Source organism: Actinocorallia sp. A-T 12471 (assembly GCF_033875155.1).
Taxonomy (GTDB): domain Bacteria; phylum Actinomycetota; class Actinomycetes; order Streptosporangiales; family Streptosporangiaceae; genus Actinocorallia.
In genome coordinates this window covers 265,983-280,383 of sequence record NZ_JAWZTE010000009.1, presented here as the reverse complement: position 1 = coordinate 280,383, position 14,401 = coordinate 265,983, and the positions used below count along the sequence as shown (strand labels likewise).

Below are 14,401 nucleotides of genomic sequence, written 5' to 3'. Positions count from 1 at the left end.
CAGATCGTTCTTCAACGCTTGGGCGGACGTCCGGGTGGACCTGCGGACTCGGGAACGGCGCACGCCGGGTTCCCGGTCAAACCCCCAGGCTACCGGGGTTCACGCGCTCCTGCCCCTGACGTGGACGCCCTGGAGCAGCCCGAGCGCGATCATCGTCGCGAACGTCGCGGATCCACCATAGGAGACGAATGGCAGCGGAAGCCCGGTGATCGGCATGATCCCGATGCACATCCCGATGTTCTCGAACGTCTGGAACCCCAGCCAGCACACCACCCCGGACGCCACGAGGGTGCCGAAGGGATCGTGCGCGTGGGCGGCGATCCGCAGCCCGCGGAACAGGATGACGCCGATCAGCGCGACGATCACCAGCCCGCCGATGTAGCCGAGTTCCTCGCCCGCGACGGTGAAGATGAAGTCGGTCTGCTGCTCGGGCACGAACTGCCCGGTGGTCTGCTCGCCGTTGAACAGCCCTTTGCCGAACATTCCGCCCGAACCGACCGCGATCTTGGCCTGGGCGGCGTTGTAGCCCGCGCCGCGCGGGTCGGCCGTCGGGTCGACGAACGCGGTGAACCTGGCGATCTGGTACTCCTTCAGCACCCCCGCCATGATCGCCCCGAGGGCGAGCGCGACGCCCGCGACGACGAGCCCGACCGTCCAGATCTTCGACGCCCCCGACAGCGCGAGCATCCCGATCACCACGACGCACAGCACCATCGTGGTGCCGAGGTCGGGCTGGAGCATGATCAGCGCGGCGGGCGCACCCGCGAGGCCGAGCGCGATGAGGATGTCGCGGCGGCCCGGGCCGACCTCGCCGTCGCGCGGCTCGCCGAGGATCATCGCCAGCAGCACCACGAGGCCGACCTTGGCGAACTCCGACGGCTGGACCTGGAACCCGCCGCCGATGACGATCCACGAGTGCGACCCGTTGACGGTGTCGCCGAGCGGCGTCAGCACCGCGATGAGCCCGATGATCGACAGCCCGTACAGGATCGGCGCGTACGCGCGCAGCAGCCGGTAGTCGCAGGACGCGACCGCCGCGTACAGCACGGCCCCGATCCCCAGGTTGAGCACGTGCTTCTTGAGGAACGCCTCGGGGTCGGCGCGGTGCCCGGCGCGCGTCGCGGAGTACACGAGCAGCGCGCTGATCACGCCGAGCGCGATCACCGGGATGATCAGGCCCCAGTCGAGCCGGCGCACGAGCGAGTTGTGCTCGGTCAGCCGCTGCGGCCACGGCTGGCGCGCGTTGCCGTACACGCCGCTCACGGCGTCACCTCCGGCAGGCTGGTCGGGAGGTGGCCGTCGGGCAGCGCGGCCTTGGTGTCGCCGAGCCCGTAGATCGCCTCGTAGATCTTCCGGACGGCCGGGGCGGCGAACGCGCCGCCCGTCCCGGCGTCGGTGACCATCGCGACGACCGCGTACTCGGGCTTCTTGGCGGGTGCGAAGGACGCGAACCACGCGGTGTCGGCGTGGCCGTAGACCTCGGCGGTACCGGTCTTGCCCGCGACGTGCACCTTGTCCAGCGGGAACCCGCCGAACGCCCCGGCGGCGGTGCCCTGGGTGGTGACGTCGGCGAGGGCCTTGCGGATGTAGGTGATCGTCTTGGCGTCCACGGGAAGCTTGCCGGCCGCCTTCGGGGAGATCTGCCGGACGACGGTCCCGTCGGGCCGCACGACCGCCGTGCCGACGTGCGGGGTGACCAGGGTGCCGCCGTTGGCGATGGCGGCGTAGGCGCGGGTGAGCTGGAGCGGCGTCACCAGGACGTCGCCCTGCCCGACGGAGAAGTTCGCCGCGTCGCCCGCCCGCCAGACGAAGCCCTCAAGGCAGTTCTCCTTGGAGATCGCCGTCAGGTAGGCCGCCCGGGTCGGGTTGGTGACCTCGGGGTAGCCGGTCTTCGCGCGCTTGCAGTTCTCGGTCTTGGTCGCCGCCCAGAACTCCTGCTTCCAGGTCCGGTCGGGGATGCGTCCCGGGGCCTCGCCCGGCAGATCGATCCCGGTCTTCTTGCCGAACCCGAAGTTACGGGCCATCCCGACCATCGGGTCCTTCGGGTTCTTGACCGGCTTGGTGGACCCGTCCTTGATCCAGGCGTCGTAAGCGAACTTGTAGAAGATCGTGTCGCAGGAGACGACGAGGGCGGTGTGCAGGCTCATCGGCCCGTGCCCCTGCCCCTCGAAGTTGCGGAAGGCGCGGTCGCCGACCATGAACGAGCCGGGGCACCCGTAGGTGCCGCTCAGCGGGTGGCCGTCGGCGACGGCGGCCGACACCGAGGAGATCTTGAACGTCGACGCGGGCGGGAACTGCCCGGCGATCGCCCGCGAGATCAGGGGCTCGCCGCGCTTCTTGCCGAGCAGCGCGTCGTACTCGTCCTGGGAGATGCCGCCGGTCCAGATCGCCGGGTCGTAGGTCGGGTAGCTGGCCAGCGCGACGATGCGGCCGGTGTTGACCTCCATCACCACGCCCGCCGCCGACGGCTTGCCGCCCTGCTTCTTGACCTTGCCGACCTGCTCGGCCAGCGCGTCCTCGACGGCAGCCTGCACGCCGGAGTCGAGGCTGGTGATCAGGTGCGAACCCGGCACCGGGGCCTGCTCGCCCGCGATCCCGGTGACGCGGCCGCGCGCGTCGACGTTGACCTTGCGGATGCCGGGGCTGCCGCGCAGGTCCTCGTCGTAGGTCGCCTCGAGGCCGTCGCGGCCGATGAGGTCGACGCCCGCGAACCCGGTGACGCGCAGGCCCTCGCGCCGGTCCATCTCCTCCTGCGTGATCGGCTGGAGGTAGCCGAGCGTCTGCGCGGCGCTCGCGCCGTCCGGCTCGGGGTGCTCGCGCACCGCCTGGACCTGCGCGATGACGCCGGGGAACTCCTCCTGGCGCTCGAGGATCTGCAGGCCCTCCTTGGCGGTGACGCGGTCGTCCACGGGGATCGGCTGGTAGGGCGAGCCGGGCCAGCACGGGCGCGGGACCGTCGGGGAGCACAGCCTGGTGCGCAGCGCGAGTTCCTCGGGCGTCGTGCCGAGCACCTTCGCCAGCTCCGCCATGACGCTCTTGCCCTTGTCGGGCAGTCTGCCCAGGACGGTCAGGTCGACCGACACCACCAGCGCGGTCCGGTTGCGGACGAGGGGACGGCCCTCGACGTCGAGGATCGAGCCGCGCACCGCGGGCACGACGATGTCGCGGGTGCGGTTCTCGGCGGCGACGGTCCGGTAGTGCTCGCCGTTGACCACCATCAGCACCCACATGCGCCCGCCGAGCACCAGCAGCAGCGCCGCGACGAGCACATGCAGCACGGTCAGCCGCGACCTGGTCCGCCCGTTCACCGCTGCTGCCTGCCGAGCCGCGCGTACCCGGGTACCGACAGGCCGCCGCGCGGCTCCATCCGCTCGCTGCGCCGCGACAGCCGCAGCACCGCCCAGACGACGAACGGGCTGGCCAGCAGGTCGTACAGCACGGCAAGCGGGACGATCCTGGTGACGGCGTCCCATGACGTGCGCGGGTCGCCGAGCATCATGCCGACCAGCGCGTAGGCGAGGTTGCCGATGAGCGCGCCGACCCCGACCATGACGAACGGGAGCACCGGGGAGCGCTGGACGTCGAGGCGCAGCATGCCGCAGCCGTAGCCGATGAGGCAGTACACCAGGGCGTAGCGGCCGATGGTGTGGTCGGCGGGCGGCGCGATGTCGACGGCGAGGCCCGCGAAGAACCCGGCGACCATGCCGACGCGCTCGCCGCTGAACAGCGCGAGCGCCAGCACGGTCAGCAGGACGAGGTCGGGGGTGACTCCGCCGGGCAGCGGCAGCCGGTTGGCGACGGTGACCTGCACGACGATCGCGACGACGATGATGACGAAGGCCCGGAGTTTGACGCCCTGGGCCTCCTCTGCGGAGTTGAGCACGCTTCTTCTAGCTCCCCTGCGGGTCCCCGGAGGACGGGGTCGACGGCCGAGGCGGCAGCACCGCGTCGTGCGGGTCGCGCTGCGGCGGCGCGACGACGACGCCGACCACGTCAAGGCCGGAGAAGTGGACGAACGGCCGGATCAGTGCCGTGCGGGTGAGTGCGCCGGGGGTCTGCTCGACCTTCTCCACGACGCCGATCGGGACGCCTGGCACGTACGGCCTGTCGTCCTGCGATCCGAGGGTGACGACCCGCTGGCCGGGCGAGAGGCGCACGTCGGGGGCGAGCAGTTCGAGCCGCAGCGTGGCCGCGCCGACGCCGAAGCCGCGCCTGCCGGTGCCGGTGACGACGCCGATCTCCTTGGAGGTCTCCATGCGCGCGCCGACGGTCGAGGCCGAGTCGGTGGCGAGCAGGACGGTCGCCGAGGCGGGCCCTGACTTGATGACGCGGCCGACGAGCCCGTCGCCCGTCATGACGGTCATGTCGGGCTTGACGCCGCTGAGGGTGCCGACGTCGATGGTGACGGTGTCCTCGAATCCCTGGCCCGCCGAGATGACGTTGGCCGCGACGATCTTGTAGCCGCCCAGGCCCGCGCTGCCGAGCAGCTTCTCCAGCTGGGTCGCGCGGCCCTTGTCGATGGTGTTGGAGCGCAGCTGCTCGCGCAGCTCCTGGTTCTCCTTGAGCAGGTCGGAGGCGCGGTTGCGCTGGCCAGGCGCGTCGCGGATCGCGTCGAAGGTGTTGCCGACGGGCCGCACGACGCTGGCGGCGACCCGCTCGAGCGGGCCGAAGACCGTCGCGCCGAGGCCGCGCAGTCCGTTCAGCGGCGAGTTGTCCCCGCCCCGGTAGTCGAGGGTGATGAGCACCAGCGACGCGACGAGCAGCACGCCCAGCACGAGCCGGTTACGTCCGGTGTCACGCATCAGCGCCGCGGCTCGGGCACCAGGACCTGGCGCAGCGACTCGAAGTCCTCGATGCACTTGCCGGTGCCGAGCACGACGGAGTCGAGCGGGTTGTCCACGAGGTGGATCGGCATGCCGGTCTCCTCACGGACGCGCTCGTCAAGGTGCTTGAGCAGCGCGCCGCCGCCGGTCAGGGCGATGCCCCGGTCCATGATGTCCCCCGACAGCTCGGGCGGGCACTTGTCCAGGGTGGTCTTGACCGCGTCGACTATCGCGTTGACGGGCTCCTCGATCGCGCGCCTGACCTCCTCGGCGGAGATGACGACGGTCTTGGGCAGCCCGGACACCAGGTCGCGGCCGCGGATCTCGTAGTTGGGCTCGTCGCCGCCGCCGGTCGGGAACGCGCTGCCGATGGCGATCTTGATCTCCTCGGCGCTGCGCTCGCCGAGCATCAGCGAGTACTCCTTCTTGGCGAAGGTGATGACGGCCTGGTCGAGCTCGTCGCCTCCGACGCGCACTGACTGGCTGGTGACGATGCCGCCGAGGGAGATGATGGCCACCTCCGTCGTGCCGCCGCCGATGTCCACGACCATGTTGCCGGTCGGCTCGTAGACCGGCAGGCCCGCGCCGATCGCCGCCGCCATGGGCTCCTCGATGATGTACACGCGCCGCGCCCCGGCCTGGTATCCGGCCTCCTTCACCGCGCGCTGCTCGACGCCGGTGATGCCGGACGGCACCGCGACGACGATGCGCGGCTTGGCGAAGTGCCGCCGCTTGTGCACCTTCTGGATGAAGTACCGCAGCATCCGCTCGGTGACGTCGAAGTCGGCGATGACGCCGTCCTTCAACGGGCGCACCGCGACGATGTTGCCGGGAGTGCGGCCGATCATCCGTTTCGCCTCGATCCCGACCGCGACGATCTTGCCCGTGTGGGTGTTGATGGCCACCACGGACGGTTCGTTCAGGACGATCCCACGACCCCGCAGATACACGAGCGTGTTGGCGGTACCGAGGTCGACCGCCATATCACGGCCAAGGAACGACAGCTTGTTACCCATGGAGAAAAGGGGGCCCTTCCTACTGGCAGTGTCCTACGCGGAAGCACCAGAGATGACGGTCGGAGCGGCGAGTTCATCGTAACGCGACCGCCACCGCCGCGGCAGTCACCGGGCCGCGGACGCCTTCGGAAATTCCCCGCGTGATTCGACTATTGCACAGGGAATCGGCACAGCGCGGACCGAAACACGAACGCACCGCGCGCCGATCATACGGCGGACGGTGCGTTCGTGGGCGCGTTTGGCGCAGCGGCCTTGGGCTCGCGCACCCGCGCGGGGCGCCTGGCGGGGGTCAGCCCAGCTCGGGGAAGAACAGCTTGACCTCGCGCGCGGCGGACTCGGGCGAGTCCGAGCCGTGCACGATGTTCTCGCCGATCTCGAGCGCGAAGTCGCCGCGCAGGGTGCCGGGGGCGGCCTTGACGGGGTCGGTCGCACCGGCCAGCGCGCGGAAGGACTCGATGGCGCGGGGGCCCTCGGCGACGAGCGCGACGAGCGGGCCGCCGGTGATGAACTCCACCAGCTCGCCGAAGAACGGACGCTCGCGGTGCTCGCCGTAGTGGTCCTCGGCGACCTCGCGGGTCAGGGTGCGCAGCTCGAGCGCGACCAGCTTCAGGCCCTTGTTCTCGATGCGCGAGAGGACCTCGCCGACCAGGCCCTTGCGGACGCCGTCGGGCTTGACCAGGATCAGGGTGCGCTCGGACACGACTGTGCTCTCCAGGGTTGGTGTCAGGGTGTTTGTCTCAGGTGGAGTCAGTTGACTGCGTGAGAAAGCCTATCGGTGCCGTGCGCGTCCCGACGCCGTGCCGGAGACCGGGCGCGCGGGCGTCCGCGTCCGGGGGACGTGCTCGTGCGGGGCGCGGGCGCGGGCCATCGTGCGGGCGGCCGGGAGCAGGCACGTCGCGGCGACGGCGAGGATGAGCGCGGTCGCCGTCCAGGCCCGCTGGGCCGAGGCGAGGGAGTCGAGGGGGCCGTCGCCGGAGCCGACGTGGCCGAGCCGCGCGAGTTGCAGGGACCCGGCGATCAGGCTGCCGCTGAGCAGCGCGGGGAAGCACAGGGCGAGGCCGAAGCCGAACGCGCCGGGCGGCGCGTCGCGCAGTGAGGCGGCCAGGGCCAGGCCCGCGCCGCCCGCGAGGGAGACGAGCGCGGGGCCGAGCAGCGGGCCGCCCGCGAGGGGGTCGTAGGCGAGCAGCAGTCCCGTCCCGGCGACCATGAGCGCGCATCCCGCGCCGACTGCGGTGCGCGCGCCGCGCGCGTCGAGCGGGACTGTCGCGATCGCGGCGGCAAGGGCGGCGAACGCGGCCGCGCCGAACGGCCACAGCTCGTCGCCGCCGAGGCCGCGCGCGGTCGCGGTGAGCCCGGCGAGCGGCGCGGTGACGGGGAGCACGAGCAGTCCGACGAGCAGCAGGACCGGGCCCGGCGCGAGCGGCCCTGAGGTGTCGCGTCCCGCCGCGAGGGCCATTCCGGCGAGCGCGGCGACGCCCAGGGCGGCGACGATCAGGTTCACGCCGGGGGCCCAGGCGCGTTCGACGGCCAGGACCGCGAGGAACACGAGTCCCGCGGCGGGCACGAGCGGCAGCGTCAGCTGGGCGCGTTCGGCGGCCGGGAGGGGCGGACGGCCCCGCGTCACGCGCAGGGCGAGCAGCGGAAGCGCCGCGAGGAGCGCGGCGGCCGCGACCCAGGGGTGGCCGGTGAGCGGGTCGCGCCACGCTTCGGGCCGGTCGGGCACCGCGCGCAGCACCGCGGGCATCGCCAGCAGCAGTCCCGCGACGAGCGCGCCGGCGAAGACCGCCGAGGGAAGCGGGGAGCGCAGCCGCGCGGCGAGTGCGGCGGCCGCCGCGAGGGCGAGGCCCGCGCCGCATCCGGCCAGCGCGCGCGCCGCGCCGAGCGCCCAGATCGTGGTGGCCTGTCCGGCGAGCAGCCCGCCGAGCAGAACCGCGGCGAGTCCGACGGCGAGCAGCAGCCCCGGCGGACGCATCCGCGCGAGCACGGCGGCGGCCGGGACGGTGAGGACGAGGGCGGGCAGGGCCGCGCCCGCCGCCTGCACGAGCCCGACGGGTCCGCCGCCGAGTTCGGCGAGCGCGGGGTCGGCCACGAACGCGACGGCGTTCGGGACGGTCAGCACTGCGGCCGGCACGGCGAGGCAGATCGCCGCAGCGACGGCGGGCCCCGCGCCATTTCGCGCCGGGACGGAAGAGGACAACATCGGCTCCTGTCGCATCGCGGCGGCGACTCCGACAGAAGAAATCGGACCGAACTGTTATTTCCGAACTGTCGGTTATTCTCCTACCGCCGGTATTTCAGGTACCGCTTGGAGACGCCGTCGGAAAACGCAATTTAGCCGACCGGACGGCCCTCGAACTTGCGACCGAGCCAAATCGCATAACCCCACAGCGCGGCGAACAGCACACCGATGATGAACATCGACGACTCCACGAAGCCGAGCGCGATCACCACGGCCTGGAAGACCGTCGCGGCGGCCACGCCCCAGCGGCGGCCCAGCGTCCCGGCGAGCGTCAGGGACAGCACCGCGAGGACCCCGCCGCCGATCCCGGCGACCTTGGCGTCCATGCCGCCGACGGAGATCGCGACCGGGATCGCGAGGCCCAGAAGGAGCGCCTCGAACGTGAGGATCGTGGCAAGCATCCGTCGCATCTACTTCACCCTCAACAGCACTCGTGCGTCGCCGGCCGTCACGACCGACCCCGTGATGATCACACCCGCGCCGCCGAACTCGCCCTCTTCGTCGGCGAGCGCGACCGCCTTGTCGATGGCGTCGTCAAGGCGCGCGGCGACCCTGACGCGCTCGGCCCCCAGGACGCTCTCGGCGAGCGCGGCGAGGTCGTCGAGCGGCATCGAGCGGGGCGAGGAGTTGACCGTGATGACCGCCTCGGACACCACCGGCTCGAGCTCCTCGAGCATCCCCGCGACGTCCTTGTCGGCGGGCGCTGCGATGACCGCGACGAGCTTGTTGAACCCGAACGCCTCCGACAGCGCGGCCACCGACGCGGCCATCCCCGCCGGGTTGTGCGCGGAGTCCAGGATGACGGTCGGGCCCGTCCTGACGACCTCGAGGCGGCCCGGCGAGCTGACCCGCGCGAACCCCGCCCTGACCAGCTCGGGGTCGAGCGCGCCGTCCCCGCCTGAGTACTCGGTGAGCGAGCCGCGGGTGACCTCGTCGGGGTCGAGGACGGCGTTGGTGGGCGCGCCGCTGGCGAAGACCTCGACGGCGGCGAGCGCGACCGCGGCGTTCGCGGCCTGGTGCTCGCCGAACAGCGGGAGGAACACCTCGTCGTAGCCCGCGTAGATGCCGCGCAGGTCGAGCTGCTGGCCGCCGAACGCCAGCTCGCGGCGGAGCACGCCGAACTCGATGCCCTCGCGCACGACCCGCGCGCCGGTCTCGGCGACCTGGCGCAGCAGCACCTCGGCGGCTTCAAGGGGCTGCTGCGCGATCACCGCGACCGAGCCCGCCTTGATGATCCCCGCCTTCTCCAGCGCGATGTCGTGGAGGGTGTCGCCCAGGTACTCGGTGTGGTCGAGGCCGATCGGGGTGACCACCGCGACCGCCGGGTCGACCACGTTGGTGGCGTCCCACGCGCCGCCCATGCCGATCTCGACCACCGCGACGTCGACCGGCGCGTCGGCGAACGCCGAGTAGGCCATCGCGGTCAGCGTCTCGAAGAACGACAGCCGCACGGGGTGCTTGCCGTCGATGATCTGGAGGTAGGGCTCGATGTCGGCGTAGACCTCGGCGAAGCGCTCCTCGCTCAGCGGCTCGCCGTCGATGGCGATGCGCTCGCGCAGCGCGCTCAGGTGCGGGCTGGTGAACCTGCCCACGCGCAGGCCGCGTTCGGTGAGCAGCGCGTCGATCATGCGCGACACGCTCGACTTCCCGTTCGTGCCCGCCACAAGAATGACGGGGCACGCCCGCTGCGGCTCACCGAGCAGGTCGAGGAGGTCCCGAATCCGATCAAGGGTCGGATCGAACTCCCATTCGACCCCGCGCGCCATGACCGCCGCGACGGCGGCCCGATAATCCATCACCCTGGAAGGCTATCCCGCGTCCGGGACCACTGCGCTCGGGGTGCCGCACCCGCTCAGACCCCCCGACCCCCCCACCGATCACCCCCACCACTCCCCTACGTACCCTGCTGGCTCCCGTCCTGCCCGGCCCCATCCTGCTGCTGGCTCCCGCCCTGCTGAGCCCCGTCTTGTTGGCTGCCGTCCTGCTGGCCCGGCATCCGGAACCCCCCGCCCGATCCCCCGCCCCACGGCGAGCCGCCCTGCCCTCCGGGAAACCCGCCCTGGTCCTCAAACCGGGACACCTGCGCCGGACGAACGTCATCGCCGCCATCGAACACCGTCACCGCCCCCGCGACGACGACACCCCCCAGCACCCCACCGAGCAGCCCCGCCCCAAGCGCCTGCGCCCAGGGCGCACGCAACACCTTCTTGACAGCACTCTCCTTCACAACCGCAGGCGGCACCGCATACCCGGGCGCGAACTGCTGCTGCTGCACGCCCTCAGCGGGCACGTGCCACGAGGCGGCGGGCTCCTGCGTGGGCGTGGGCGTCGGCTCGGGTTCGACGGCCTGGGCCGCCTCGCCCACCTCGGCGTCGGCGGCGCGCTCGGGACGCTCCTCGCTCATCTGCTCCCCCTGGGGGTTCGGGCACGGCCTCAGCCGCGCCGGTGGACACCCTCCCTCCCACAGCCCCAAGGGGCCGCAACAGAGTTCGGGCACGTCATCGGTAGACGCCCCTCCCCTCGCAGTCCCGAGGGACCGCGACAGAGTCCGGGCGCGTTGTCGGTGGACACCCCTCCCCCCGCAGTCCCGAAGGGACTGCGGGAAGGGTTAAGGCGCGTTGTCGCTGGCCCCGGCGGGGTTCGGGGAACTTCGCCGAGGTGCCTCCACCGTGCCGCCGCGGGCTGAGGGGGCGCTGAGGGGTCGATGAGAGCGTTCTGAGAAGCGCGAAGGCCCGGCCCCCTAAGGGGACCGGGCCTTCGGGAGGGGTGTTAGGCGGTGGGGAGGGTTGCGAGTTGGGCTTCGAGGCGGAGGATGTCGGCCTCGGCGGCCTCCAGGCGGGCCTTGTTCTTGTTGATGACGGCCTCGGGGGCCTTGGCGACGAAGTCGGCGTTCGCGAGCTTGCCGGAGGTCTGGGCGACCTCCTTGCGGGCCGCGGCGAGGTCCTTGGTCAGCCGGGCGCGCTCGGCGGCGACGTCGATCGCGCCCGCGGTGTCGAGCTTCACCACGACGCCCTCGACCGGCAGCGACGCCGTCGCGGTGAACGCGCCCTCGGGCACGGTCAGCCGCAGCAGCGAGCGGATCTGCTCCTCGTAGGCCGCCAGCGGACTGCCGTCGAGCTCGAGCGCGGCGGTGACCCGCTGGCCGGACTTCAGACCCTGGTCGGACCGGAAGCGGCGGACCTCGGTGACCAGCCGCTGGAGCGAGGCGACGACCGCCTCGGCCTCGGCGTTCGCGCGGGCGGCGTCGGCGACCGGCCACGGCGCGCGCACCACGGTCTCCTGGCCGGTGAGCGCGGTCCACAGCTCCTCGGTGACGAACGGGGCGAGCGGGTGCAGCAGGCGCAGCAGCTTGTCGAAGACCTCGCCGAGCACCCTGCGGGTGGTCTCGGCCGACGTGCCGCCCTCGGCCAGCGGCACCTTGGACAGCTCCAGGTACCAGTCGCAGACCTCGTCCCAGGCGAAGTGGTACAGGGTCTCGCATGCCTTGGCGAAGTCGAAGGACTCGATGTGCCGGTCGACGTCGGCGATGACGGTCTGCAGCCGCGACAGCACCCACGCGTCGGTGGTGGAGACCTCCTCCGGCAGCGGCCCGGTGACGTGCGCGCCGTTCATCAGCGCGAAGCGCGTGGCGTTCCACAGCTTGTTGACGAAGTTGCGCGACCCCTGCGCCCACTCCTCGGCCACGGGGACGTCGCCGCCGGGGTTGGCCCCGCGCAGCAGCGTGAAGCGGGTGGCGTCCGCGCCGTAGCGGTCGATCCAGTCCAGCGGGTCGACGACGTTGCCGAACGACTTGGACATCTTCTTGCCGTGCTGGTCGCGGACCATGCCGTGCAGGGCGATGACCTTGAACGGCTCAACGCCGTCCATCGCGTACAGGCCGAACATCATCATCCTGGCGACCCAGAAGAACAGGATGTCGTAGCCCGTCACCAGGACCGAGGTCGGGTAGAAGCGGCGCAGGTCGGGCGTGTCGTCGGGCCAGCCGAGCGTGGAGAACGGCCACAGCGCGCTGGAGAACCAGGTGTCCAGGACGTCGCCGTCCTGGGTCCAGCCCTCGGGGACCTGCTCGTCGGGGCCGAAGCAGCGCTCCTGCCCGTCCGGGCCGTACCAGACCGGGATGCGGTGGCCCCACCACAGCTGACGGGAGATGCACCAGTCGTGCATGTTGTCCACCCACGCGAAGTACCGCGCGGACAGCTCGGGCGGCTGGATCTGCACCCTGCCGTCGCGGACGGCGTCGCCCGCCGCCTTGGCCAGCGGCTCGACCTTCACGAACCACTGGAGCGACACCCGGGGCTCGACCACGGTCTGGCAGCGCTGGCAGTGGCCGACGGAGTGCTCGTAGGGCCGCACCTCCTTGACGATCCGGCCCTGCTCGCGCAGCGCCTCGACCACCGCGGCGCGCGCCTCGTAGCGGTCCATGCCCTTGAAGGGGCCCTCGGCGGTGACCTTGGCGTGCTCGTCGAGCACCACGAGGGACGGCAGGCCGTGCCTGCGGCCGATCTCGAAGTCGTTCGGGTCGTGCGCGGGGGTGACCTTCACCGCGCCGGTGCCGAACTCGGGGTCGACGTGCTCGTCGGCGACGACCGGGATGCGGCGGCCGGTCAGCGGCAGCTCGATCTCGGTGCCGACGAGGTGGGCGTAGCGCTCGTCGTCGGGGTGGACGGCGACGGCGGTGTCGCCGAGCATCGTCTCGGCCCGGGTGGTGGCGACCACGAGCGCGTCGGCACCGTCGCCGTAGCGGATGGAGACGAGCTCGCCCTCGCGGTCGGCGTGCTCGACCTCGATGTCCGACAGCGCGGTCAGGCAGCGCGGGCACCAGTTGATGATCCGCTCGGCCCGGTAGATCAGCTCGTCCTCGTACAGCCGCTTGAAGATCGTGAGGACCGCGCGGGACAGGCCCTCGTCCATCGTGAAGCGCTCACGCGACCAGTCGACGCTGTCGCCGAGCCGCCGCATCTGGCCGAGGATCCGGCCGCCGGACTCGCCCTTCCACTTCCACACGCGCTCCTGGAAAGCCTCCCTGCCCAGGTCGTGCCGGGTCAGGCCCTCCTTCTTCAGCTCGCGCTCGACCACGTTCTGGGTGGCGATGCCGGCGTGGTCCATGCCGGGCAGCCACAGCGCCTCGTACCCCTGCATGCGCCGCCGCCGTACGAGGGTGTCCTGGATGGAGTGGTCCAGGGCGTGGCCCATGTGCAGCGATCCCGTCACGTTCGGCGGCGGGATGACGATGGTGTACGCCGGGGCGTCGGGGTCGCGGGCGGGATCGGCCGCGAACAGGCCCGCGGAGGTCCAGCGCTCATAGAGCCGGCCCTCGACATCGGCGGGGGTGTATTGGGTGGGCAACTGGGACTCGGTCACGAACCCCGATTCTACGGGTTGTCAAGCGTTGCCCAGGGCCGAAGCGGGTCCGCCAGCGGACATCCGAACCATGATGCGACAGAATGCGTCTACGGAATCATCCGCGAAAATGCACTGGAGAGCACCATGAGTGGTTGGAACCCCCCGCCTCAGGGCCCGGGCTACGGCGGGCCCCAGCCGCCGCAGCAGCCCGGCCCCTACGGACAGCCCCAGCAGCCGTACGGCCAGCCGACCCCGCCCCCCGGGCCCTACGGCCAGCCGCAGCCCGGCTACGGCACGCCGCCGCCCTTCGGCTCGCCCGGCACCCCGTCTCCGTTCGGCGCGCAGCAGCAGCCCTACGGCACCCCGCCGCCCTTCGGCGCGCCTCCCGGCGGACGCCCTCCGAAGAAGGCGAACGGCAAGGCCGTCATCATCATCCTCGCCGTGTCCGTCGTGGCGGTCGTCCTGCTCGGCCTCGTGGTCGGGGCCCTGGGCGGCAACAAGGGCGGAGGCGGCGGGCTCGCCGGCGGCGGCGGCTACACGCTGACCGCGCCGGAGAGCGCCGGAGGCTACCCCAAGGTCTCCTCCTCGCAGGCCAACCCCTACGAGAGCGCCTTCACCACCGCAGGGACCGTCGTGTCGGCCACCTACGACGTGAACGGCAGCGAGGTCATCTTCACCGGCGTCACCGGCAAGAACCTGCACGAGGACGACTTCACCAGGGGCATGTCCAGCCAGGGCGGCGGCGCGGTGAGCATCCACGAGACCGACGCGGGCGGCAGCGGCTCGGCGGGCTGCGCCGAGATCACCGCGGGCAGCGTCACCCTCCCGTTCTGCTTCTGGAGCACCGGCACCACGCTCGGCATGCTCACCGTGATGCCCAGCGTCGACAGCATGGCCAACGGCACCCCCCTGATGAAGTGGCAGGACCTCTCCGACGTCATGCGCCGCATGCGGCCTGACGTGGAGAAGCCCGCCTGATC

General features: G+C 71.9%; 12 protein-coding genes. 1 reads left to right on the top strand and 11 read right to left on the bottom strand.

Annotated features, from left to right (window positions below):
• Nucleotides 1-99 precede the first annotated feature (99 nt).
• From rodA to R9X44_RS24455, 11 genes are all read right to left on the bottom strand, one after another.
• Nucleotides 100-1,263, bottom strand: coding sequence for a rod shape-determining protein RodA (gene rodA, locus R9X44_RS24505; RefSeq protein ID WP_319816605.1), 1,164 nt, complete (start codon nucleotides 1,261-1,263; stop codon nucleotides 100-102).
• Nucleotides 1,260-3,308 carry a penicillin-binding protein 2 gene (gene mrdA / locus R9X44_RS24500; RefSeq protein WP_319816604.1) on the bottom strand — a complete coding sequence of 683 codons (2,049 nt, stop codon included), beginning with the start codon at nucleotides 3,306-3,308 and terminating at the stop codon, nucleotides 1,260-1,262. Before mrdA ends, rodA begins: the two co-directional genes overlap by 4 nt.
• Complete coding sequence (gene mreD / locus R9X44_RS24495; RefSeq protein WP_319816603.1) at nucleotides 3,305-3,883, bottom strand: rod shape-determining protein MreD; 579 nt, start codon at nucleotides 3,881-3,883, stop codon at nucleotides 3,305-3,307. Before mreD ends, mrdA begins: the two co-directional genes overlap by 4 nt.
• Before the next feature lie 7 nt (nucleotides 3,884-3,890).
• Entirely contained in the window at nucleotides 3,891-4,802 is a 912-nt protein-coding gene (mreC, locus tag R9X44_RS24490; RefSeq protein WP_319816602.1) for a rod shape-determining protein MreC, read from the bottom strand.
• Nucleotides 4,802-5,839 carry a rod shape-determining protein gene (locus R9X44_RS24485; RefSeq protein WP_413774980.1) on the bottom strand — a complete coding sequence of 346 codons (1,038 nt, stop codon included), beginning with the start codon at nucleotides 5,837-5,839 and terminating at the stop codon, nucleotides 4,802-4,804. The genes mreC and R9X44_RS24485 overlap by 1 nt, the downstream gene beginning before the upstream one ends.
• 289 nt (nucleotides 5,840-6,128) lie before the next feature.
• On the bottom strand, nucleotides 6,129-6,539 hold the full coding sequence (gene ndk / locus R9X44_RS24480) for a nucleoside-diphosphate kinase (protein ID WP_319816601.1): 411 nt from the start codon (nucleotides 6,537-6,539) through the stop codon (nucleotides 6,129-6,131).
• 69 nt (nucleotides 6,540-6,608) lie between these two features.
• Nucleotides 6,609-8,039, bottom strand: coding sequence for a hypothetical protein (locus R9X44_RS24475; RefSeq protein ID WP_319816600.1), 1,431 nt, complete (start codon nucleotides 8,037-8,039; stop codon nucleotides 6,609-6,611).
• Nucleotides 8,040-8,170: 131 nt separating this feature from the next.
• Entirely contained in the window at nucleotides 8,171-8,488 is a 318-nt protein-coding gene (locus R9X44_RS24470) for a DUF4233 domain-containing protein (RefSeq protein WP_319816599.1), read from the bottom strand.
• Nucleotides 8,489-9,874, bottom strand: a complete 1,386-nt coding sequence (locus R9X44_RS24465; RefSeq protein ID WP_319816636.1) for a folylpolyglutamate synthase/dihydrofolate synthase family protein — start codon at nucleotides 9,872-9,874, stop codon at nucleotides 8,489-8,491. It abuts the gene before it with no gap.
• A 98-nt stretch (nucleotides 9,875-9,972) separates the two neighbouring features.
• On the bottom strand, nucleotides 9,973-10,482 hold the full coding sequence (locus R9X44_RS24460) for a hypothetical protein (protein WP_319816598.1): 510 nt from the start codon (nucleotides 10,480-10,482) through the stop codon (nucleotides 9,973-9,975).
• 365 nt (nucleotides 10,483-10,847) lie between these two features.
• Complete coding sequence (locus tag R9X44_RS24455; RefSeq protein WP_319816597.1) at nucleotides 10,848-13,439, bottom strand: valine--tRNA ligase; 2,592 nt, start codon at nucleotides 13,437-13,439, stop codon at nucleotides 10,848-10,850.
• A 126-nt stretch (nucleotides 13,440-13,565) separates the two neighbouring features.
• Between R9X44_RS24455 and R9X44_RS24450 the strand changes: the two genes are divergently transcribed.
• On the top strand, nucleotides 13,566-14,399 hold the full coding sequence (locus R9X44_RS24450; protein ID WP_319816596.1) for a hypothetical protein: 834 nt from the start codon (nucleotides 13,566-13,568) through the stop codon (nucleotides 14,397-14,399).
• The last annotated feature ends 2 nt before the right edge of the window (nucleotides 14,400-14,401 follow it).